At 39.9% G+C, this 22,508-nt stretch carries 19 protein-coding genes; 9 read left to right on the plus strand and 10 right to left on the minus strand.

Annotation, left to right across the window (positions count from 1 at the left end; all coding sequences use genetic code 11):
* Positions 1-112: 112 nt before the first annotated feature.
* Positions 113-1,429, plus strand: a complete 1,317-nt coding sequence (gene ahcY / locus ACSZOX_RS21290; RefSeq protein ID WP_437922234.1) for an adenosylhomocysteinase — start codon at positions 113-115, stop codon at positions 1,427-1,429.
* Positions 1,430-1,506: 77 nt separating this feature from the next.
* Here ahcY and ACSZOX_RS21295 read toward each other — a convergent pair whose 3' ends face one another.
* The 4 genes from ACSZOX_RS21295 to upp form a co-directional block, all read right to left on the minus strand.
* Positions 1,507-2,019 (minus strand): AAA family ATPase, encoded by a 513-nt coding sequence (locus tag ACSZOX_RS21295; protein WP_437922235.1) that lies wholly within the window; start codon positions 2,017-2,019, stop codon positions 1,507-1,509.
* Positions 2,020-2,026: 7 nt separating this feature from the next.
* A complete protein-coding gene (pnuC, locus tag ACSZOX_RS21300; RefSeq protein WP_437922236.1) occupies positions 2,027-2,641 on the minus strand; it encodes a nicotinamide riboside transporter PnuC in 615 nt (204 codons plus the stop codon).
* Between the two features lie 60 nt (positions 2,642-2,701).
* On the minus strand, positions 2,702-3,175 hold the full coding sequence (locus ACSZOX_RS21305) for a ribonuclease H-like YkuK family protein (protein ID WP_437922237.1): 474 nt from the start codon (positions 3,173-3,175) through the stop codon (positions 2,702-2,704).
* 80 nt (positions 3,176-3,255) lie between these two features.
* Entirely contained in the window at positions 3,256-3,903 is a 648-nt protein-coding gene (gene upp, locus ACSZOX_RS21310; RefSeq protein WP_437922238.1) for a uracil phosphoribosyltransferase, read from the minus strand.
* A gap of 128 nt (positions 3,904-4,031) precedes the next feature.
* Between upp and uvrB the strand changes: the two genes are divergently transcribed.
* Positions 4,032-6,068, plus strand: a complete 2,037-nt coding sequence (gene uvrB / locus ACSZOX_RS21315; RefSeq protein ID WP_437922239.1) for an excinuclease ABC subunit UvrB — start codon at positions 4,032-4,034, stop codon at positions 6,066-6,068.
* 14 nt (positions 6,069-6,082) lie between these two features.
* On the opposite strand, the gene ACSZOX_RS21320 is transcribed toward uvrB, so the two are convergent.
* The gene (locus ACSZOX_RS21320) at positions 6,083-6,511 is read right to left on the minus strand and encodes a hypothetical protein (protein WP_437922240.1); all 429 of its coding nucleotides are present in this window, start codon (positions 6,509-6,511) and stop codon (positions 6,083-6,085) included.
* A gap of 142 nt (positions 6,512-6,653) precedes the next feature.
* Here ACSZOX_RS21320 and proB point away from each other — a divergent pair, with 142 nt between their 5' ends.
* From proB to ACSZOX_RS21335, 3 genes are read left to right on the plus strand one after another with little or no spacing between them, the layout of a single operon-like run.
* Positions 6,654-7,688, plus strand: a complete 1,035-nt coding sequence (gene proB, locus ACSZOX_RS21325; protein ID WP_437922241.1) for a glutamate 5-kinase — start codon at positions 6,654-6,656, stop codon at positions 7,686-7,688.
* A gap of 30 nt (positions 7,689-7,718) precedes the next feature.
* A complete protein-coding gene (locus ACSZOX_RS21330) occupies positions 7,719-8,969 on the plus strand; it encodes a glutamate-5-semialdehyde dehydrogenase (protein WP_437922242.1) in 1,251 nt (416 codons plus the stop codon).
* A gap of 3 nt (positions 8,970-8,972) precedes the next feature.
* Positions 8,973-9,383, plus strand: a complete 411-nt coding sequence (locus tag ACSZOX_RS21335) for a hypothetical protein (RefSeq protein WP_437922243.1) — start codon at positions 8,973-8,975, stop codon at positions 9,381-9,383.
* Between the two features lie 19 nt (positions 9,384-9,402).
* Here the strand turns inward: ACSZOX_RS21335 and ACSZOX_RS21340 are convergent, their stop codons facing one another.
* Positions 9,403-10,539, minus strand: coding sequence for an acyl-CoA dehydrogenase (locus tag ACSZOX_RS21340; RefSeq protein ID WP_437922244.1), 1,137 nt, complete (start codon positions 10,537-10,539; stop codon positions 9,403-9,405).
* Positions 10,540-10,711: 172 nt separating this feature from the next.
* On the opposite strand from ACSZOX_RS21340, the gene ACSZOX_RS21345 reads away from it, so the two are divergent.
* Positions 10,712-11,347, plus strand: a complete 636-nt coding sequence (locus ACSZOX_RS21345) for a peroxiredoxin (RefSeq protein ID WP_437922245.1) — start codon at positions 10,712-10,714, stop codon at positions 11,345-11,347.
* A 59-nt stretch (positions 11,348-11,406) separates the two neighbouring features.
* Here ACSZOX_RS21345 and ACSZOX_RS21350 read toward each other — a convergent pair whose 3' ends face one another.
* From ACSZOX_RS21350 to ACSZOX_RS21360, 3 genes are all read right to left on the minus strand, one after another.
* A complete protein-coding gene (locus ACSZOX_RS21350) occupies positions 11,407-12,501 on the minus strand; it encodes a trypsin-like peptidase domain-containing protein (protein WP_437922246.1) in 1,095 nt (364 codons plus the stop codon).
* A gap of 14 nt (positions 12,502-12,515) precedes the next feature.
* Entirely contained in the window at positions 12,516-13,085 is a 570-nt protein-coding gene (locus ACSZOX_RS21355; RefSeq protein ID WP_437922247.1) for an RNA polymerase sigma factor, read from the minus strand.
* 144 nt (positions 13,086-13,229) lie between these two features.
* A complete protein-coding gene (locus tag ACSZOX_RS21360) occupies positions 13,230-14,786 on the minus strand; it encodes an SUMF1/EgtB/PvdO family nonheme iron enzyme (protein WP_437922248.1) in 1,557 nt (518 codons plus the stop codon).
* Between the two features lie 194 nt (positions 14,787-14,980).
* On the opposite strand from ACSZOX_RS21360, the gene ispF reads away from it, so the two are divergent.
* Positions 14,981-15,460: a 2-C-methyl-D-erythritol 2,4-cyclodiphosphate synthase gene (ispF, locus tag ACSZOX_RS21365; protein WP_437922249.1), complete on the plus strand. Its 480-nt coding sequence runs from the start codon at positions 14,981-14,983 to the stop codon at positions 15,458-15,460.
* On the opposite strand, the gene ACSZOX_RS21370 is transcribed toward ispF, so the two are convergent.
* On the minus strand, positions 15,444-16,664 hold the full coding sequence (locus tag ACSZOX_RS21370; RefSeq protein ID WP_437922250.1) for a TCR/Tet family MFS transporter: 1,221 nt from the start codon (positions 16,662-16,664) through the stop codon (positions 15,444-15,446). The genes ispF and ACSZOX_RS21370 overlap by 17 nt on opposite strands.
* Before the next feature lie 254 nt (positions 16,665-16,918).
* Here ACSZOX_RS21370 and ACSZOX_RS21375 point away from each other — a divergent pair, with 254 nt between their 5' ends.
* Positions 16,919-20,203, plus strand: a complete 3,285-nt coding sequence (locus ACSZOX_RS21375) for a tetratricopeptide repeat protein (protein ID WP_437922251.1) — start codon at positions 16,919-16,921, stop codon at positions 20,201-20,203.
* Between the two features lie 15 nt (positions 20,204-20,218).
* Positions 20,219-22,465, plus strand: coding sequence for a penicillin-binding protein 1A (locus ACSZOX_RS21380; protein ID WP_437922252.1), 2,247 nt, complete (start codon positions 20,219-20,221; stop codon positions 22,463-22,465).
* The last annotated feature ends 43 nt before the right edge of the window (positions 22,466-22,508 follow it).

Consider the following 22,508-nt stretch of genomic DNA (forward strand, 5'->3'; position numbering starts at 1 on the left):
CGCTAATCAAGACGATATCCTCAAGATAATGTCAGATTTAAAGAATGCGCTTGCCAAAATGCTTTGAAATCAACTCTGTATAGGTTATTTTTGTAATTCAAAAATTAATAATATGTCTTCTATAGAAACAACGTATGTTCCTTATAAGGTGAAAGATATTTCATTAGCTGCATGGGGAAGAAAAGAAATAGAGCTTGCTGAAGCTGAAATGCCTGGTTTGATGAGTTTGCGTGCCGAATTTGGCGCAGCAAAGCCTCTTCAAGGAGCACGTATTGCTGGGTGCTTGCACATGACGATACAAACAGCTGTCCTTATCGAAACGCTTGTAGAGCTTGGTGCAGATGTTTCTTGGTCCTCTTGTAACATCTTCTCGACACAAGATCATGCCGCTGCTGCTATTGCTGCTGCTGGTATTCCTGTATATGCTTGGAAGGGTATGAATGAGGACGAATTTAATTGGTGTATCGAACAAACTTTATTTTTTGGTGAGGATCGTCAACCATTAAATTTGATTTTGGACGATGGCGGGGATTTAACTAATATGGTTTTCGATAGATTTCCAGAATTGATAGATGAAATTAGAGGCCTATCCGAAGAGACGACTACAGGTGTACACCGATTGTACGAAAGAATGAAGAATGGCACATTACATCTGCCTGCAATTAATGTGAATGATTCGGTAACGAAGTCTAAATTTGATAATAAATATGGATGTCGTGAATCGTTGGTAGATTCGATACGCCGTGCTACAGATTTAATGTTGGCCGGAAAAGTTGCTGTTGTAGCAGGTTATGGTGATGTCGGTAAGGGGTCTGCAGAATCTTTACGTTCCGCTGGTGTTCGGGTCATAGTCACAGAGATCGATCCAATCTGCGCGCTTCAGGCTGCTATGGAAGGATTTGAAGTGAAAAAAATGAGCGATGCTGTTCAAGAAGCAAATATCGTGGTAACGACAACAGGAAACAAAGGTATCGTACGGGCGGAACATTTCAAAGCAATGAAGGATAAAACGGTCGTATGTAATATCGGTCATTTCGATAATGAAATAGATGTTTCTTGGTTGAATGATCAATATGGTGCCACAAAAATTGAGATAAAACCGCAAGTTGATAAATATACTATTGACGGAAAAGATATTATATTATTGGCAGAAGGTCGCTTGGTAAACCTTGGTTGTGCTACAGGACATCCTTCATTCGTTATGTCAAATTCTTTTACGAATCAGACGCTTGCTCAATTGGAGCTATGGACAAATACAGCTAACTACGAAAAGCAGGTGTACACGCTTCCTAAGCATCTAGACGAAAAAGTTGCACGTCTGCATTTGGCACATATCGGTGTAGAATTAGATACGTTAACGGAAGAACAAGCTGCTTATATTGGAGTGGCAGTAGAAGGTCCTTACAAACCGGAAGCTTACCGCTATTAAGCGGTTGCTTTTACTGATTTTAAAGGAAGCTGTAGAATTTATTTCACTTATTGAAACTAGAAACTACAGCTTCTTTCTTATTGCAAATACTGCTGAACAGCAGCTAATGCATTTTCACTACGTACGTTGCCGGTTCCTGAAATGATTATGTACGGTGTGCCTAAACCATCTAATTCGTTTTTCCATACTTCCATAAAATGTTCTCGTTCTTTGGGGAAATCACGTAACGGATCGTCTTGCCAGGGTAGATCAATATCCATCAGAAGATAGAAATCATATGCTCTATTTTTGATTTCTTCTGTAACAATGGCTGGCGTATTGCCAAAGAGATGATCACACCATATCTTTACGGTCATAATAGTTGTATCACAAACGAGGATGTTCTGGGCGAGCGGTACAAGAGCTTCTTCCAAGGCCAATTGTCCGTAAAACATATTTACTTCGTCCTGAAGGGTGTATTGATTGTTTAAATTTTTGCAATAATATCGCGCATACTCCGGCACGCATACTGTACCTAAGCTATTTGCTAAATATTGTGCAATTGTTGATTTACCCGTCGATTCGGGACCTACAACTGCTATTTTTTTCAAAAAAGTCTTATTCAATGTTCGTATATGTGTTTAAAAATGTTCGTTTCCAGTCTTTATAGCCATTCCAGGCAATAATAGTAAATGCAATATAAAGTACAGCCGTTAATAGTAAATCTTTATGTATATAGAGCGGTATATAAAAGATATCAACAACGACCCAAATTAACCAATTTTGTAAGACTTTGCGTGTCATTAAAAATTGAGCCACGAGACTCATGGCAGTACATAGACCATCCGCATAAGGAACGTCGGTATCGGTAAATCTATCGAGTAGATATCCTATACTGACGGCTAATGCAATCGTGATGAAAATTGTTATCAAAAATTGTTTCCTATCAAGAGATTTAATAGGTCTATCCTGTATGCTTTCTATGCGCTGCCAGTAATACCAACCATAGATAGCTGTCGATAGGAAATAGAACTGCAAAATAGCATCGCCATACAGTTTGCTTGTGAAGAAAATGTAGGCAAATGTGCAGACACTGATGATACTAATGGGCCAATTGAGGATGTTTTGTCGAGCGGCTAGAAACACACATAAAAAACCTGTGATTGTGGCAAGCCATTCAAGGGCAGAGGTTGCAAGAAATTGCTGGTAAATAGAGGTGAAAAATTCAGGCATACCTTTAAATTTTCGTCTAAAGATACACTTTCATTTAAGAAGTATACTAAACCTGTTGCTTTATTGTACTATTTTGTTCGCACAATTGGTGCTGGCAAATGATTCAGGTTTAGCTTTAAATTGGAATCCCATTCCGAGAATGTATCCCATGGCCTCCTTCAATGCCACGTTAGACTCGAAATTAGGGTTTGTGTTAATGTCAACATGCACCTCAAGGTCTACATGATACTGGTCTAAAAGAGGGCATAGTTGATAGGCAACATCGATGGATTTTTGAACTTCTGTCAGCATCCTTTCTTTGATGCTTTGACGATGTGTTTTTTTGTCCCTATGAATGAACATAAATCCACCTTTATGTTCTCTCAAAAAAACGATAACAGTAGCAAACTCAATAATACCACGCTTTACTTGGGAATCGGTCCCAATATAGACCTTGAGCTTGTTTCCGATGTGGATTTCTCTTTTGATAATTTCCTCAACAGCGTCGTTGATGGACGAGCGAATTGTTTCGCCATTGTACTTCTGCCAAACCATAGTGATGAAATATTTGATATAAATTTATTGATAAAGAGTGCATTATGTTATTTCTTGATGTTAATTTTCTATTATTTAATTTAGTTTTCTTTGTTGCCATAAGCTAAATCTCCAGCATCGCCTAAACCAGGGACTATATAAGCTTTGGATGTCATTTCATTATCCACAGCCCCTATCCAAATATGGGCTTCAGGAAGAAAAGCACGTACATGTTGTAAGCCTTCTTCAGAGGCAATGACTACGGCGATGTGGAGTTCTTTGATATTATATTCAGCCAAAAGATCTTTGCAGCAAAGTACTAAGCTCCTCCCTGTTGCTAGCATGGGGTCGGCTATAATCACAACCTTATCATCCAAGTTCGGTGTATTTGAATATTTTTTATGGATCTCCATTTCACCACTTTTTTTCGTATGTCTGTATGCCGCAATAAAGGCGCAGTCCGAACGATCAAAAATGTGGAGTAGTCCCTGATGGAAAGGTAGGCCGGCACGGAGTATCGTTGCCAGGATAGGTTGTTCGATCAATACTTGGTGTGTCGCCTCACCTAAAGGTGTTTCTACCGTTGTCGGTTGATAGGTGAGCGTCTTACTTATTTCATAGCCAATTATTTCACCCAAGCGCTCTAGATTACGTCGGAAGCGCATTCGATCCTGTTGAATGTTAATGTCTCTCAACTCAACCAAATACTGGTTGGCGATACTATTTTCTTTGGTTAGGATTGTGATCATAAAGCTTTGATTATGTTCTTCTACTAATTTACTAAATATCATTCAATTTTTGTACCACGAACATGACAGTAGTACGATATGTATTTCTTCTTTTTTCCGTATTTTTAACTTTTAATCGAAAGGAACGAATGAAGTTTAAGCTTACATCGGAATATAAACCAACAGGCGATCAACCTCACGCTATTCAGGAACTGGTAACTAGTGTACAACAAGGAGAACAATATCAAACATTGCTGGGGGTAACCGGTTCTGGAAAAACGTTTACGGTAGCGAATGTTATCCAGGAGACGCAACGGCCGACACTGATTCTTAGCCATAATAAAACTCTTGCAGCGCAGCTTTATGGAGAGTTTAAACAGTTTTTTCCAGAGAATTCAGTGAACTATTTTGTCTCTTATTACGACTACTATCAACCGGAGGCATTTATCGCTTCGTCTAATACCTATATTGAAAAAGATTTAGCAATAAACGAAGAAATTGAGAAGTTGAGGCTCGCGACAACGTCTTCGCTTATGTCGGGAAGACGGGATATTGTTGTGGTATCCTCCGTATCCTGTATTTATGGTATGGGAAATCCGGACGATTTTTCTCGGTCTATTTTTCGATTTGCTGTAGGTACTACCGTGAGTCGAAATGCATTTTTACACCGTCTGGTAGAAATTTTATATGCACGTACTACTGGCGATTTCAAACGAGGAACATTTCGAGTAAAAGGAGATGTGGTGGATATTTATCCAGCATATCTGGATCATGCTTTGCGTATTTCCTTTTTTGGAGACGAAATAGATGAAATCAGTGAGATTGATCCTATCTCAGGAAAGACCTTGTCCAAGGTGGAAGACATCGCTTTGTTCCCAGCCAATCTATTCGTAACACCAAAGGAAAAATTTACGCAATCTATTTGGGCTATTCAGGATGAATTAGTACAGCGTAAGGCACAGCTAGAAGAAGAAGGTAAACTTTTAGAGGCAAAAAGGCTGGAAGAACGTGTGAATTACGATTTGGAAATGATGCGTGAATTGGGATACTGTTCAGGTATAGAAAACTATTCTCGCTTTTTTGATGGAAGAAAACCTGGAACGCGTCCTTTCTGTCTGCTTGATTATTTTCCGGAAGATTATCTGCTCGTGATAGATGAGAGTCACGTTACTTTGCCTCAATTACGTGCAATGTATGGAGGGGATAGATCCCGGAAGGTAGCGCTCGTTGAACACGGCTTTCGATTACCAGCAGCCATGGACAATCGCCCTTTAAATTTTCCTGAGTTTGAGTCGTTAACGAATCAGACGATCTACGTTTCGGCAACTCCAGGAGATTATGAGCTGCAACAAACGGAGGGTGTGTTCGTAGAGCAGGTTATCCGGCCTACGGGATTGTTAGACCCAATTATTGAAGTTCATCCTGCGGTTAATCAGGTGGATGATTTCTTAGAAGAGGTCGACAAAACCATAAAAGAAGGGGGGCGCATATTAGCGACAACCCTGACAAAACGAATGGCCGAGGAACTTACGAAATATATGAGCAGACTAAATATTAAAGTTCGTTATATTCACTCCGAAATAAAAACATTGGAACGCGTGGAAATCCTCCGCGGGCTGCGTTTGGGTGAATTTGATGTACTGGTGGGGGTTAACCTTTTGCGTGAAGGGCTTGACTTGCCCGAGGTTACCCTCGTAGCTATTTTAGATGCGGATAAGGAAGGATTTTTACGCTCGGAACGGTCTTTGATACAGACTATAGGTCGGGCAGCGAGGAATGATAAGGGACGCGTGATAATGTATGCCGATCAAATGACCGATAGTATGCGAGTAACTATCGAAGAAACGAACAGACGCCGTGAAAAGCAAATTGCTTATAATACGGAGCATGGTATTGTACCACGGACCGTCGGTAAGACAAGAGAGGAAATCTTGGAACAAACTTCTGTTGCGGATTTTAAACCGGGCGAAGCCAAGGCTTATGTAGAGCCAGATCCAAGTACTATTATTGCTGCTGATCCTGTGATGGAATATTTGGGTGACAAAGATCTACGAAAAGCTATAGAAAATGTTCGCAAGCAAATGGAAAAAGCGGCAAAGGAAATGGAGTTCTTAGAAGCTGCAAAATTAAGAGATGAAATGTTTGCTATGGAAAAACTCTATGAAGAACGTTTTGGAAAGAAATAAAGTAGTACACTACTTTATTTCTTTTCTTCGTATAGCATTTCACCGCCATGTGTCAAGGACCAACAGTGGTCTTCCTGTCTTAGCTTGTAATGGTTGCTGGCATATAAATAAGGGGATACACTGTCCAATAAAATGCTCTCAGGCTCTTCTTTAAGGAAAAGTTCTGCACGATTTTTTGTAGAATCTATGAGAACAAATGCTGCGGTCTCAAAATTGGAGGAGGTATCTGTTACGTTCATGCTGATTGTACCTTCCCACGGACGGACACATTCTTCCTTAACTTTAGACCACGTGTAGCCAGCAGATACTAAACAGCCGTTTTCATCTTTATTTTTCCCGATTTCGGGTAAGGATGAACTGGAATTTTTTGTTTGCTCATTTTTAGTGGAACTCCCACAGGACAATAGTATGAGTGCTAACCATGGTAAGAAATAGTTTTTCATAAAATCTCCTTTTTGTAATGTCAGTCCATAAACCGTACCAAACTTCGCTTTAAAATTAATGGGATAGTTTATTTTTATCGAAAAGCTTGTTACATTTACATCTCTTTAAAAATATCGTTTGGTATTTGTAAAATTGATAAAAATGAAGAAACCTGTACTGGTGATAAAATTTGGTTCAGCTTCGATCACGACCAAAGAGGGGAATATTGACGAACGTATTGTCTTGGAGATTGCAAGACAGACTGCTCAATTGCAGTCTACTTATAATATTGTGCTTGTATCTTCTGGTGCTGTAGCTGCGGGAAAAAAATTTCTAACCAAATACGATGGTAGTTTATCCGAAAGAAAGGCGGCAGCGGCAATCGGAAACCCGTTGCTTGTTAGGACTTATAGTACTTATTTTAAACCTTTTAATATCGCGTTGGCACAGAGCCTTTGTGAAAGACAACATTTTGCCAATAGGGCACAGTTCTTACAGTTGAAGGACACGTATCAAGAATTGTGGAAGAATAATATTATTCCCATCGCCAATGAAAATGATGTTGTTAGTAATAAAGAGCTTAAATTTTCGGACAATGATGAGCTTGCTACGTTGATAGCGGTTGGTTTTGGTGCAGAGCAATTATTGTTTAGCACTTCCGTTCCCGGTGTGTTAGATAGTAAAGGAAAAGTAGTTCCCGAAATTAAGGTTATTGATCGAGAGGCTCTGTCTCTTGCAAAGAAAGAGAAGTCTGCCGTTGGATTAGGAGGGATGACTTCGAAACTTAATTTTGCGCGACTGGCAAATCAGATGGGAATCCAGGCTGTTATCTTTAGTATGCAGACCGAAGATGGAATATTGAAGGCTGTACGTGGAGAAACAGGTACAGTCTGTAGACCACAGGTGAAGAAAGTATCTTCTCGAAATAAATGGATGGCTAGTGGTAGTTTGATAAAGGGGCTTGTTAAAATTGATACAGGAGCTGTTGAAGCTTTACAGAAACGGAAGAGTCTGTTGGCCGTTGGGATCATTGAGTTGAATCAGGAGTTAGAAATTGGGGAAGTGTTTCAAATAGCAGATGAAGAAGGAAATGTGTTCGCTGTTGCAAAAGCGAAAATTTATGTGTCAGATTTAAATGCTATCCGAAAAAAGAAAAACACAGCAGTAGCACATGCAGATGATATCGTGTTGCTGTAATATTTTAGTTTTACGAGAAATAGGAATTTCATGAAGGAAAATATACAGGTTGAATTGGAGTCGGCTTTACAGGCTACCTTGACAATTAAACAACTCGGAGATCAAGATAAACAAGAGTTGCTGCAGGAGATAGCATCTTTGCTGGATCTTCGAATGACGGATATTATTGCGGAGAATAGGAAAGATCTAGATCGTATGGACCCCGCCGATTCCCGTTACGATCGATTACTACTGGACGAAAAGCGTATAGCGGCACTTTCAAAAAGTATATTGGATGTGGCGAAACTTGCAGATCCAACAGAAGTTTTGCTTTCGCGAACCGTATTGGAAAATGGATTAATCGTTGAAAAAAAGACGGTTCCTTTAGGCGTTGTCGGTGTTATCTATGAATCTCGACCGAATGTTACAATCGATGTGGCAGCATTATGCTTGCGTTCTGGTAATGTTTGCTTGCTAAGAGGGGGGTCTGATGCATGGTATACCAATTGTATCTTAGTGGAAATTATACAATCCGCTTTGCAGGCAAGGGGATTGAATGTTCATATTGTCCAACTGCTACCCACAGATCGGAAGTACGTTTCAGAATTATTGACAGCAACGAAGTTTGTTGACATTATTATTCCTCGCGGATCACAAGCGCTTATCGATTTTGTTCGAGAGCATGCAAAAGTTCCTGTTATTGAAACCGGGGCAGGTGTATGCCATACTTACGTAGAGGAGAGTGCTAATCTAGAAAATGCAGCACGAATCGTCGCTAATGCGAAAATATCCCGTCCTTCTGTTTGCAATGCACTAGACACGGTTTTAGTGGATCGTTTGGTTGCAGAGCGCTTCTTGTCGCTTCTAGTACCTTACTTTACAGAAAGCAACGTAGGCGTCTTTGCTGATGAAGAGGCGTATGCCTTGTTGCAAGACTTAGCTTACCCTGATTTGAAGCGAGCAAGTGAGGAGGATTTTGGACGTGAGTTTTTGGGATTGCAATGCTCTATAAAGGTAATTTCTTCTTTTGAAGAGGCGCTTTTACATATTAGTAAATACTCTTCAAAACATTCGGAATGTATCGTTTCGGAGAACAAAGAACGAATCGAAATTTTTATGAATAGCATTGATACAGCTGCGGTATACGCTAATGCTTCGACACGATTTACAGACGGCGCAGAGTTTGGTCTAGGGGCCGAAATTGGAATTTCAACACAAAAACTGCATGCTCGAGGACCTTTTGCATTAGAAAAATTAGTGACGGAAAAATGGTATGTCACAGGTAATGGACAAATAAGATAAGCTATGGGAATTCGATACGAGAAGGATACGATACTTAACTGGGTGAATGAAATGGGAAAGTTTCTGCGCTTGCTTGTGGATAAGTATGAAGCTTTTGATAACGATGTTGATGCACAATTAGTTGAAGAGGGGTATCGAGATTTTTTTAAGAAAGAACGGACTTGGATGTTGAATTGCTCCAATGATGAGCTGCAGCACTATGTGGATGAAGAATTGCATGTTGAACAAATTCGTCCTTTGGCATTACTCTTTTTTCGAGACGCGCTTTTGACAACTGATGTCGGAATCCAACAGCGATTACTGCAACAATCTAAATTTTTATTGGGATACGTATCTGCTAAGCTAGGAAGTTTTTCTTTTGAGGATTATGATAATTTGGCCACTATAGATAAGTTGTTAAATAGTAATAAATAGGGAGGAATAATATGCCTCCCTATTTTAGAATATCTCTTGCAATCACTAATCTTTGTATTTCAGATGTTCCTTCATAGATTTGTGTGATTTTAGCATCACGCATCATGCGTTCCACATGGTATTCTTTCACATAGCCATATCCTCCGTGGATTTGTACCGCTTCGACTGTTGTTTTCATAGCGACTTCTGATGCAAATAATTTGGCCATAGCTGCTTCTTTAACGTATGGAAGCCCCTGATCTTTGAGCCAAGCAGCTTTGTAGGTCAGCAAACGAGCGGCTTCAATCTCCATTTCCATGTCTGCAAGCTTAAATTGTATTGCTTGATGTTCACATATCGCTTTTCCGAAGGTTTTTCTTTCTTTTGAATAGTTTAAGGATGCCTCATAGGCTCCCGAGGCAATTCCCAAGGCTTGTGCTGCAATACCGATCCGGCCACCATCTAACGTTTTCATGGCGAATTTAAAACCGAAGCCCTCATCACCCAAACGGTTTTCTTTTGGGATTTTTACATCGGTAAATAATAAGGAATGTGTGTCTGAACTCCGGATACCCAATTTGTTCTCTTTTGGGCCGATCGCAAAGCCTTCTACTCCCTTCTCAACAATAAAAACGTTAATACCTCGGTGACCTAATTCAGGGGATGTTTGGGCAATTACGATATAGGTATCTGCATTTCCACCGTTGGTTATCCAGTTTTTTGTGCCATTAAGAAGATAGTGATCTCCTTTATCAATTGCTGTAGTATGTTGTGAAGTGGCGTCGGATCCTGCTTCAGGCTCTGAAAGCGCAAATGCGCCTAATTTATTACCTGCAGCGAGGGGTTTTAGGTATTTTTCTTTTTGCTGTTCGTTACCATATGCTTCTAAACCATATAAAACCAGTGAATTATGGGCCGACATAATTACGCCTGCAGAGGCGTCTACTTTGGATATTTCTTCAATAGCAATTGCATACGCTAACGTATCCAGGCCTGCACCATTGTATTTTTGGTCCACCATCATTCCCATAAAACCCAATTGCCCCATTTGTGTAACTTGCTTATGTGGGAATAGTGCTTTTTCATCTCTCTCGATTATGCCGGGCAATAAGCTTTTTGCAAATTCTTTGGCTGTTTCGCGAATAAGCCTATGTTCTTCTGTTTGTGTAAAATCCATAGCCGATGTTTTAATCAAATATACTGTTATTTATTATGCTTGCATAGTAAAAACAATGTAAGTTTTGTTAAAGTTTACGTGTAATAGTGAAATTGATTTTGAGAAGTCATTTAATCTACTAAATTTGTAGAGTAAGTAATTTGATTAGTTAACAATTTAAAAATAAAAAGATATGAGTTTAAGATTAGGAGATACAGCGCCCAATTTTCAGGCGGAAACAACAGTAGGTAACATAGATTTCTATTCGTACATCGATGGAGGATGGGCGGTTTTGTATTCACATCCTTCGGACTATACACCAGTTTGTACAACGGAATTAGGGCGTACAGCACAATTAAAATCTGAATTTGAGAAAAGAAATGTAAAAGTTTTGGCTTTAAGTGTAGACTCATTAGAAGACCACTTGGGCTGGATTAGTGATATCAATGAGACGCAACAAACTACGGTCGATTTTCCGATCATTGCCGATAAGGATCGTCACGTGGCGGAACTTTATGACATGATTCACCCGAATGCATCCGCAACGGCAACTGTTCGATCTGTATTTGTTATTGGACCTGATAAGAAAGTAAAATTGACGTTAACTTATCCTGCATCTACTGGGCGAAACTTCAACGAGATATTGCGTGTAATAGACTCCTTGCAGCTTACAGATCAGTATTCGGTCGCTACACCTGCTGACTGGAAGGATGGTGAAGATGTGATTGTTGTTCCTGCGATCAAAACAGAAGATATTCCTGCTAAATTTCCAAAAGGATTTAAAGAGATTAAACCATATTTGCGCGTCACGCCGCAACCGAATAAGTAAAAAAGAAAAAGGAGGAGTTAATCATAAACTCCTCCTTTTTCTTGTGCTATATACTGCTATTAATATACTTTGACAATATATATATAGTCCTGCAATTTCTTGATTTGATCTGTGCGAGGCAAGTTATTTAACATATTTCGATTGTTTAGCACGATGTTACCGCGCAATGAATCGGCAGGAATACTATTTAAAGTTTCTAAAAGCGCTTTCGTTTTGATGGCAAAGGCCGCACCATCGATTCCTTTTTGTTTACCGCTAATGATGCCTATTACATTTCCCTCTCTGTCTAATACAGGACCTCCGCTGTTACCAGGGTTAACAGGTATAGATATTTGATAAGCCAAGGTATCTCCAGCGTATCCGGTTGACGAGCTCAAGTAACCTTGTCCATACACAGCCTCGTCTCTAGGAAAGCCTATGGTATAGATATCTTCGCCTAAATCAGAATCTTTTCTTTTGAAGGTATAAGGTAATGTTTTTAGGGATTTAAAAGAAGAATCTTGAATATGTAAGATCGCAAGGTCTTTCTCTGGGTTCGTAAAAATAATCTCGGCTTTGAAAGATTGGCCTTTATGATTTTGTAAGTGTACAGAGTCCGCACCGGTTATGACATGGTAATTGGTTACAACGTACCCATCTTTTGTAATCATGAAACCTGTAGCTCCGAAATGCATGGGTTCTGCACTAACTTTCTTGTCGTTTATATTTTTAATAGCTGCATTATGCGCATTAACATTGCGTTTTACGTTATTCATGTCACGACGTAATGCACTATAATCTGAGGTTGTTTTCCTTAGATTCGAATAATATCCCGTTAGCCACAGCGTAGAAAATACAGAGACAATAGCAATAGCAGCCGCGACAGCAGCATTCCACTTTAGCCTATCGAGCAGAGAAACTATTTTTACGGGTTTTTTGTCACTATGTTGGATGCGTTGTTTTTTTGCTGCCAGACGGAGATTATCTTTAAAATGTATCCTCGCATCGACTTGTTTGATTTGATTCACAAATGTCTTATGTTGCTCAAACAAAGCGGCATGTTCCGGTTGTTCAGCACAATGGCTTTCAAATTGAAAACGTTCCTCACCTGATAGCTCGCCGCGGAGGTAGGAGTCTGCCCAATCTATAAATTCTTGTTGACTTACGCGTCTCATGAGATAATAATAACCTATTTTTTAAAAAACATTTTTTTTAGGCGCTGAAGGCATTTATATTTTTGATTTTTAGCATTGTCGGTATTGGTATAACCGAATTTATCGCAAATGTCTCCCATAGATTTATCGAGTATATAGAAGTCATGCAAAATTGTTTTGCAAGGTTCTCCTAATTCGATAAGTGCTTTCTCCATGTGCAATAAATTGGATTCCAAAATCTCATGCTCTTCAATCGCCTCGTCAGCAGCCAGAGAATCTTCGATATCATCAATCAAATCCTTCTGAAACTTCGACTCCCCTCGAGTAAGCTGTTTGAGCCATAGTCGTTTAGATATCGCGTATAAAAAAGTCTGTAGCTTACTGCTCAATTCAAGATTACCATGCATCACTTTGTCATAAAGAACCATGATCGTCTCCTGGAATATATCTTGAGCTTCTTCTGTACTTCCTTGATTATTTAGAATCATCTTGGCAATGGGAGGGAAATGAAACTTGTACAACTTTTGAACAGCTAAGTTGTCCCCATTCCTAATTCCACTAAGAATCTCTAAATCAACATTTATGTCACTTCTTTCCTTACTCACTTATTAATACCTTTTTAGTAAAATAGTAACCTGCTTTATTGGATTTTTTTTAAACTTAATTTGAAGGGAATAATTCCTTTGCAGCTTAAAGGTAAAAAAAAAGCTCTCAAGATGAATGAGAGCTCTTGTATAGTTTTTTATATTTTAAGGTGTAGATCCTCTTCTTGCTGCTGTTTTCATTTTGCCTTTGGTTGGTCCAAAGACATTTCCCACCATAGTCATTGCGCAACGGAATCCTATCATTGCATTAGATTCGTCTTGCTGCATAAAACGGCGTGTTGCAGGATTTAACCAATAGGCGCGGTCGTTCCATGATCCTCCCTTAAATACCCGGCTTTTGTTATTGACCAATGTGGTTTTCCCATAAAGCTCCTTCATTTCTTCATCTTCTGCCCCGCGAGCATCATATTGGTAGTCAGCCATAGCAATTGTATTTCCTTCCTTCTCGGCTTGTAATTCTTCCCAGGTTTGTTTGCGAGGTGCTTTTGCAGGCACTTTGATCGGGCGTCCATATTTATCTTTGGCCAATACTCTTCCCTCCGTATTTTCATATTTATTGTCCATAAAAACATTGCCACGGAAAGGGTTAAAGTCTTCAAAGTCTTCGAAAGATAACTGCCGATACACATCATTTACCCACTCGTTGACATTGCCCGCCATGTTGTAAAGTCCGAAGTCATTGGGGGCGTAGCTCGTAACGGGTACAGTGATATCTCCCCCGTCATTTAAATCGCCGGCCACTCCCATATTATTACCACTCGTAATTTTAAAGTTGGCTAACATACGGCCTTGGTTTTTACGTTTATCGGAACGTACACCCAGTCCACTCCAGGGATAGGTTCTGCTATTGTCTACATTCCCCTCGATGGTATTTCCAATAAGTCCGAGTGCGGCGTATTCCCATTCTGCTTCGGTAGGCAAACGATAAGGTTGCTTTAATATACCGTCTTCCATTCGTACGGTACGCTTAGCTTGAGCCTCTGCTCCTGGTTTATTATCCTTCGGCATTTTAGGCCCATCTATACCTTCTCCCTTTAGTTGTCCATTAAGGTAAATTTCGGTGTTAAAGGCATCTCCGGATGTTTTCTCATCAGAACGTGTCTTGTAATCGACTAACATGCCTGACTGTCGCAGAATGTTCTCGTTCACACGATCTGTTCTCCATTGGCAGTAAGCCGTTGCTTGTTCCCACGATACGCCTACAACAGGGTAGTCTTGAAATGCGGGATGCCTTAGATAGAGATTTACATAGGGTTCGTTGTAAGATAAAGGATGACGCCATACTAAGGAATCAGGAAGCGCATCATAGTAAAGTTTACCGTCATTAGGAAAATTTTGGGCAATCCAATGGAGATATTCCAACCAATCTGCATTGGAGACTTCGGTTTCGTCGATATAGAACGAAGCTACAGTAACACGACGCTTTAGGTTGTCGTGAGAGTAGCCTAAATCTTCGTTTAAACTGCCTCCCATAACAAATGTGCCCCCTTCGATAGCAACTAAGCCAGGACCAGGTGTTTCCTTGACTTTTCTATTGATCTGTAATCCTCCATTGTAGGGGTCGTTATAGGCAACTCCCGTTTTTGACGACAAATCGCTTTTTTTTGCTCTACTTTTACAGGAGGAAAAAGCCACTATAGATAGCATTACCACAATGACAGAGGCTATTCCTTTGACAGTAAATTGATTTGTTAATATCATAGAATAGAATTATGAATTTATTATGTCAAAAGTAATAAATAAATATTATTTGCTGTGACGGGTTATTACGAATTTGTGTAGGAATTAATCGGTTCTCTTTGTTGAAAATGTTAAAATGTGTTAAATAGCAATGTTGTCAATACAATGAAATCTAGATTTCATTGTATTATTTTATTAGCTAATTTAGCAGTAATATGAAGATTAAAGTCGGTTTTGGTTTTGATGTCCACCAAATGAAAGAAGGACATCCCTTTGTGGTTGGGGGAGTAGAGTTAGCACATCACGCCGGAGCTTTCGGGCATTCTGATGCTGATGTCCTCGTACATGCGATTTGTGATGCTATTCTTGGTGCAGCTAATTTGGAAGATATCGGTTACCATTTTCCGAATACAGACCAAAAGTGGAAGGGCATAAGCAGTTTGTTGTTGTTAAAGGAATGTGTTCGTCTAATCTCAGAAAAGGGATATGAATTGGGGAATATTGATGCTATGCTATGCTTGGAAGCTCCAAAGATAAAACCTTATATACCCGCAATGAAGGAACGATTAGCCGATGCAACAGGACTAGATGCAGATGATATATCCATTAAGGCTACGACTAACGAGACGATGGGATTCGTGGGCCGTGAGGAAGGTGTTGTAGCTTATGCCGTTTGTCTTATTCAGAAGATTTAGTCTTTTTGAAATAGAGATAGGCAATTGTAAGAGCAATGAATACGAGTAGAGAGCCCGCTATAAACGGAGCACCTGGAAAATAGGTCTCCGCGCTTTCTCTTGTAAAGAAGGAGAACAGATTACTCATTAAAAGCGGGCCAAATATTGCGGTAAGACTAATAACCGAGGCAATGCCCCCTTGAATTTGTCCTTGTTCGTTTGCTGGAGTTAGGTTAGAGACTAGGCTTTGTGTTGCTGGGCCAGCAATACCACTGCATACATATAATATACAACTTGCCGACAGCATCACAATACCAGATGAGGCTCCAATGAGTGAAAGGGATATCGTATTCAGCAAGAGTCCTGTTAAAATAGCGTTTGCCAACCCAAGGCGCGGAATGATCACGCGTAATAATCCCGCCTGTACAATAGTTAAGAGTATGCCGATGAAACCTAATGAGATACCTACCATTCTTTCATCCCAACCGAACTTTTCCATCGTATAATACGACCATGTGCTTTGGACCGCGTGAGCGGCAAGATTGACGAGGAATATACAGGCGACGAGCGTATGAATCTGCGGATATTTCGCAATTTGTCGGAAAGCGCCTATAGGATTGGCGTTTTGCCAGGAAAACGATCGTCGATGATCGCTTTTTAGGGATTCTGGAACAATGAAATAGCCATAAATACAGTTTATTAAACTCAGACCGGCGGCCGCGAAAAATGGAACCCGATGGCCGAATTGACCAAGTAAGCCTCCAATAACCGGGCCTATGATAAACCCTAGGCCAAACGCAGCTCCCAATAGTCCGAAGTTTTGTGCCTTTTGTTGTGGTGTGCTGATGTCCGCGATATAAGCTGCTGCGGCCGTATGGCTTGCTCCTGTAATTCCTGCGACGAGTCTCCCCAAGAACAACCAGCCTATGGATGGTGCGAAACCCATCAAAACATAGTTAATGCAGAAGCCAAGTAAGGAGAATAGTAAGACGGGCCTGCGCCCGTAGCAATCACTTAAATTTCCTAATACCGAAGCAAAGAGAAATTGCGTGAATGCATAGCAAAACATTAACCAGCCTCCATAACGCGAGGCTTCGCTTAAATCGCCATTGATGAGTTCTTTTATTAATGAAGGAAGTACAGGTATAATAATCCCTAGGCCGACAGTATCGATAACGACTGTTAAAAATATAAAGAAAAGACTGGAGTTTTTAACGCGTAGCATAAGAATGATATACCAAAGATGGATGTACTGAAATTTTCTTCTAAAGTAATACTTTAATTGGTTATAATGTGGGTTTTGTTCCGAAAAAACGGAGAAGAGCGTATTCTGATTTGGCTTTTTAACAATTCGTGAATTTTCGAATGTTTAGCAGTTAAAATTCTGTGAATAATGGTATTTTTGTCTTACAAAGCTACCTAAAAAAATGAGGCCTAAAGAAAGTTTAAAATCACATGAGGACTAATTCCCCGAATATTATGAAATTTAATAGAAGACTTCTGCTGTTTATTCTGGGGTCTTTTTCTATTCTCTTTTTGCATTTTTCCTGCGCTGTATTCAAAGGGAAGAAGAATGTAAAGGTTAAAAATATAGCCGAAGACAGCTTGAAAACTGACTTTTTTCAAAATCTAACTTCACGATATAACATATTATACAATGCGAACCTGATGTTGGATCAGGAACGGAAAACGATATATGATGCTGCGGATAAAAATTATCAAATCCGACTGTCCGTATTTGATGAGCCTACAGCAAATGGCGATCCACACAAGTCGATGGATTCACTGATTCAAAAAGCCTATAAAATTGTGAACACAAAACAAGATGGTAAATATATAAACGATGCTTATTTTGTGATTGGTAAAGCTTATTACCTCAAAGGATCTTATTATACTGCGGTAGAATTTTTTGACAAATTGATTCATGATCGGCGTCCAGAACAAAATTCTTTTATCTCGCTCGCCTACGCCTGGAAATCTAGAGCTCTCCTGCAGATCAATAAATATGAGGCTGCTGGACTTGCGGTGGATTCAGCATTTATGTTTTTAGACGATAAAAAGAAGACACGCACGTTTGTCAATGCCGCGAAAGCAAATCATTTGGTACGGATAGGAAAGGAGCCGGATGCTATTCCTTATTTGACATATGCAATTGAATCGAATGTAAATACCTATGATGCATATCGCTGGAAGTTTTTACTTGCTCAACTTTACCGCGATAACAAGCAGGATGATAAGGCCTTTCGGTTGTTTGCAAAATTAGCAAATAGCAATGTCCCTTTCTCGATGTCTTTTGAATCGGATTTGCAGAATGCTTTTTTATTGGGGAGGAGCGAGGGGATCGCAACAGAAAAAAGAATAAAACCTTTTTTGTCGATGCTGAAAGAAGGTAAAAATGAAGAATATAAAGACCAAATTCTATTCGAAATTGGTAATGTATATCTTGAAGTTAAGGATGAGGAAAAAGCATTGAAATTCTTTGATCTATCGCTTAGGCAGCCGAATCGCAGTAATTATCAAGCGACAGAAACTTATTTGACCATGGCAGATTATCTGTTTGAAAAGAAGCAATTCAGAAAATCACAAGCCTATTTTGATAGTACCGCTACGGTACTTCCCGACAACTATACGGATGTCAATAAGATTCGTCGAAAACTCATCTTTATGTCGGAATTGACGAAATTATATGAGCAAAATCTGTGGCAGGATACCTTGCTGTCTTTAGGAAAGTTAACAGCTGATGATCAATCCAAGAAAATCGATGAATATGCACGAGCTGTATTGAAAGAGAAGCAGATAGCGGATGAAAAGTTGAAAGTTGCAGCGAAGGATAGAAAAAAAGATCGTGCAGGATCCTCATCGAGTATGAACGTATCGAATGCTTTTGTTAGTACAACGAATAGATCTACTTATTCCGATAACCGATTTTATTTTAATAACCAGGAAGCATTAATGTTGGGGGCTTCGGAGTTTAAACGAAAATGGGGTGCTCGACAATTGAAAGACGATTGGCGATTTTCTGCTGATAATTCTGTGGTAGTTAAAGTCGCGGAGAAAAGGGAGGAAGAGGTTTTAACGCCGCTAAAATCTATCGATACGTTAGATGTAGATGCATTTTTAACGGCAGAACGTCATCGATATGAAGATTCAATACCGAGAAGTCAAGCTGATTTTGACAGAAGAGAGAGGATTGTACATAACAACATGATTGTTATTGGTAATATATACCGCGACTACACGCGTAATAATAAGGAGGCAATTAATGCATATGAAGATTTTTTGGATCGTTTTCCTCATTCGTCTTCTGCGGCCGAGATTTACTATTCACTTTATCGAATGTATGACGGCCACAATGTAGATAAAAGTAACTTTTATAAAGCGCGTTTGGTCGAATTGTTTCCTAATTCACTTCATGCTCAAATGGCTCTCGACCCTTATTATATGGATAAAGTCAATCGGGAAAAACGAGTTTTGGATAGGGCTTTTGAGCGACTGTTTCTCTTGTATACAGCGGGTGATCACGTTGCGGTGATTAAACAGGCTAATGAAGCACTTGCTACTGTGTTTGAAAATACAGGAATGGTTGTACAAGTGGAATACCTTAAAGCGTTGGCTATTGGTCGTGTAGGTCGGGTGGAGGATTTCAATCACGCTCTCCAGAAGATTGTCGATAAATATCCTCACGATAGCCTGGTTACACCTCTTGCAAAGGAGAATATTGCTTTTATTGAGAATAATCCGGATTTATTTATTCATCGGGTGAATGCATTGCAGGATAGGGATAGGGGGCGTGTCGCTTTTGTTGATGAACCTGATATGACGCCTTGGCCCGCCCTTTATATCCAGGGGGACTACAGAACGGGGCTTGCATTAGTGAAGGATAAACCTAAAAAGGAGGCTGTCGAGGAACCAAAAAAAGAAGTTCCTGTTGAAGAACGTAAAGAGGCTACGCTTCTTTCGGCACAGCCATTGTCTTCGGGAAGTAAAGATATTAAGCTTAATAGTTTGCAAACGCAGGATGGGAAATTGATCCGCAAAAATGAAAAAGAGACGATAGCTACTTTAGACGACTTAGAAGAGGAACAAAAAGAAATAGCCGCTCTCTTGGAACAGGAACTGTTGGCAGGAAGTACAGCGATTAAGTTGAATGATTTAAAGGCGAAAGAAGGTGTTTTGATTCGTAAAAAAGAACCCTTGGCGACAGCGGTATTGAGCGGATTAGATGAGGAAAGCGTAGAAGATGAAACCTCCGAAGAGAAGAGAAATGTGGTCTCTTTAGACGGAAATAAAACGTTGGCATCGTTGAAGCTGCAGCCAAAAATCGGAAAGGACGCACAGTTGATTAATCGAGAGTTGGCGATAGCGGATGTTCGTATTCAATACGGACCGAACGAATACAGAGATAAAAAATTGCTCCCCGATACCGCGACATACTATTTTGTCGTTAATGTAATGGATCCTCGTGTGAATCTAGCGCCTAGTCGCTACGGTATTGGGCAATTCAATCGCTCACGTTATACGCGCGCTTCTATTAACCATCAACTGAAACTGGTGAACGCCGAAAATCAGTTGTTACTGGTCGGACCGTTTGAAACTTTTGAAGAAGTTAAAACATATGAGACAAGAATCTTACCTTTGCTACCTGAAATCATGAAAGTGCCACAAGAAGATTACAATATTTTTGTGATAACAAGAGAGACAATTGGCACGTTAACTGATGGGATACAAATCAAAAATTACCATCAAGTTTACATCGAACAGTAATTTTGTATTAATGCTATGAAGAGAGAATCAAAGCAAAGTAAGTTGACAGAACAGGACATCAAGCGATATACCTTTAATTTTTGGAAGATATTACTGGCGTTTGTTGTATTAGGTTGCCTTTTTATTTTAAGTGTACGTATAGGTGTCTTTGGAAAGTTGCCCTCGTTTCAAGAATTGGAAAACCCGAAAAGTAATCTTGCCTCCGAGATATTGTCTGATGATCTGAAGGTTTTAGGAACCTATTACCGACATAACAGGTCGAATGTGAAGTATAGCGAGCTGTCGCCATATTTGATTCAGGCTTTGATCTCTACCGAAGATAAACGTTTCTACGATCACTCCGGTATCGATTATTCGCGTACGATTACGTCGGTCTTTCATACGTTGCTTGGAGATAAGCAAGGGGGGAGTACCATCACACAGCAGCTAGCACTAAATCTGTTTTCGGAAAGAAGAGAGCGCAGTGCATTTAAACGAATTATGCAGAAGTTCCAGGAATGGGTCACTGCTGTTCGTTTGGAACGAAGCTATACAAAAGAAGAGATCATTATGATGTATTTTAATACGGTCGATTTTGGCTACAAAAATACATACGGTGTGAAATCTGCTGCTCGTACATTTTTTAGTACTACGCCAGATAAGTTAACACCAGAGGAAGCGGCTATTTTGGTTGGAATGTTGAAAGGTCCATCGTATTACTCTCCTGTTCGTTTTCCGGAACGTGCAATGGTAAGGAGAAATACAGTTATTAATAATATGGCAAATCGGAATTTCTTAACAGCAGCAGAGGCTGAAAAAGCGAAGAGTCAACCGATTAATCTGAAGCTCCAAATTTCAAATTACGGAGAAGGTTTGGCACCTTATTTTCGTGCAGTTCTTAAAGAAGAAATAAAAAAAGAATTTAAACGGCTATCGATTACAAAAGCGGATGGTACACCATATGATTTAGACCGTGATGGTTTAAAAATTTATACCCCGATTAACTATGCAATGCAACAATACGCGGAGGCAGCGCAAAAAGAATGGATGATGAAATTACAACGCGATTTTGATCGACAATATCGGAACTCCGATCCATTTAAAGGTGCAAATGCAAAGCTGCTTATTTCCGGAATGCGTAGATCAGACCGATACAGAGATCTTAAAGCGGCTGGATTGTCGGAAGATGAAATAAAAAAAGAGTTTAATAAGAAGGTGTCTATGTCTTTATTTACTTATAGAGGAAATATAGATACCGTAATGACACCAATGGATTCTATACGCTACAATAAGCTGTTTTTAAGAAATGCGGTAATGTCGATGGAACCTAAAACAGGACATATTAAAGCTTGGGTAGGGGGCATTAACTTTGAACATTTTAAATATGATCATGTCAAACAAGGATTGCGTCAGGTTGGTTCAACAGCAAAGCCTTTTACCTATGCGACAGCTATAGATAATGGGTATTCTCCCTGTTTTACAGTTCCAAATCATATGCAGACGTATGGCAATTGGACACCAAGAGGAACAGTTCAGGGGGGGGATCCGATAACGTTGAAAAATGCATTAAAGTATTCACAGAACTTTGCCTCAGCCTATGTAATTAACGAGGTGCAGGCGTCTAATGTGGCTGCGCTGACGAAACGTATGGGGATAACTTCGGATGTGCCAAATTATCCTTCCATTGCGCTAGGTGCGTATGAGGCTTCTGTTTACGACATGGTTGGAGCGTACTCTGCTTTTGTAAACTTCGGTACTTGGATTGAGCCTACTATGATTTTAAGGATAGAAGATAAGAATGGCACTCCAATTTATGAGAAAACGCCTAAGGTCGTGAAAGCAATCAACAGCGAGACGGCCTATATTATGGTTGATATGCTTAAAGGAGTTGTGGATGGTGGAACGGGATCTCGTGTGAGACGGGCCGAATACGGTGGTTTAACAAATCCTATGGGAGGAAAGACCGGTACTACCAACGATAACTCGGATGCTTGGTTTATTGGTATAACACCGGAATTAGTTACGGGGGTATGGACAGGTGCAGAGGATAGAGGTATTCGTTTTTATAGCATGGCTTCCGGGCAGGGGGCATCTGCCGCTCTACCTATTTTTGGGTTATACATGAAGCGTGTGTATAACGATAAAAATTTAAAATATACCAAGGATGATTTTCCTCTTCCTCCAGGAGGTCTAACGCGGGAAATAGACTGTGGTAAGTATGTGCAGTTTTATGGGACGCCGACAGAAGATGGACAGCTTGATGACGATAGACTAGGATTTTAACAAGGAACGATTTGGTCATTGTCGAGCAGTAAATTTTAACGAA

This window comes from Sphingobacterium sp. LRF_L2, assembly GCF_965644235.1.
Classification (GTDB): Bacteria; Bacteroidota; Bacteroidia; order Sphingobacteriales; family Sphingobacteriaceae; genus Sphingobacterium.

Coding starts and splice junctions, on each gene's coding strand:
- ACSZOX_RS21340 (WP_437922244.1), bottom strand. CDS start 10,539: ATGGATTTTACACAAACAGAAGAACATAGGCTTATTCGCGAAACAGCC.
- uvrB (WP_437922239.1), top strand. CDS start 4,032: ATGAAGTTTAAGCTTACATCGGAATATAAACCAACAGGCGATCAACCT.
- pnuC (WP_437922236.1), bottom strand. CDS start 2,641: ATGCCTGAATTTTTCACCTCTATTTACCAGCAATTTCTTGCAACCTCT.
- ACSZOX_RS21350 (WP_437922246.1), bottom strand. CDS start 12,501: ATGAGACGCGTAAGTCAACAAGAATTTATAGATTGGGCAGACTCCTAC.
- proB (WP_437922241.1), top strand. CDS start 6,654: ATGAAGAAACCTGTACTGGTGATAAAATTTGGTTCAGCTTCGATCACG.
- ACSZOX_RS21375 (WP_437922251.1), top strand. CDS start 16,919: ATGAAATTTAATAGAAGACTTCTGCTGTTTATTCTGGGGTCTTTTTCT.
- ACSZOX_RS21345 (WP_437922245.1), top strand. CDS start 10,712: ATGAGTTTAAGATTAGGAGATACAGCGCCCAATTTTCAGGCGGAAACA.
- upp (WP_437922238.1), bottom strand. CDS start 3,903: ATGATCACAATCCTAACCAAAGAAAATAGTATCGCCAACCAGTATTTG.
- ACSZOX_RS21330 (WP_437922242.1), top strand. CDS start 7,719: ATGAAGGAAAATATACAGGTTGAATTGGAGTCGGCTTTACAGGCTACC.
- ahcY (WP_437922234.1), top strand. CDS start 113: ATGTCTTCTATAGAAACAACGTATGTTCCTTATAAGGTGAAAGATATT.
- ACSZOX_RS21335 (WP_437922243.1), top strand. CDS start 8,973: ATGGGAATTCGATACGAGAAGGATACGATACTTAACTGGGTGAATGAA.
- ACSZOX_RS21380 (WP_437922252.1), top strand. CDS start 20,219: ATGAAGAGAGAATCAAAGCAAAGTAAGTTGACAGAACAGGACATCAAG.
- ACSZOX_RS21360 (WP_437922248.1), bottom strand. CDS start 14,786: ATGATATTAACAAATCAATTTACTGTCAAAGGAATAGCCTCTGTCATT.
- ispF (WP_437922249.1), top strand. CDS start 14,981: ATGAAGATTAAAGTCGGTTTTGGTTTTGATGTCCACCAAATGAAAGAA.
- ACSZOX_RS21305 (WP_437922237.1), bottom strand. CDS start 3,175: ATGGTTTGGCAGAAGTACAATGGCGAAACAATTCGCTCGTCCATCAAC.
- ACSZOX_RS21320 (WP_437922240.1), bottom strand. CDS start 6,511: ATGAAAAACTATTTCTTACCATGGTTAGCACTCATACTATTGTCCTGT.
- ACSZOX_RS21370 (WP_437922250.1), bottom strand. CDS start 16,664: ATGCTACGCGTTAAAAACTCCAGTCTTTTCTTTATATTTTTAACAGTC.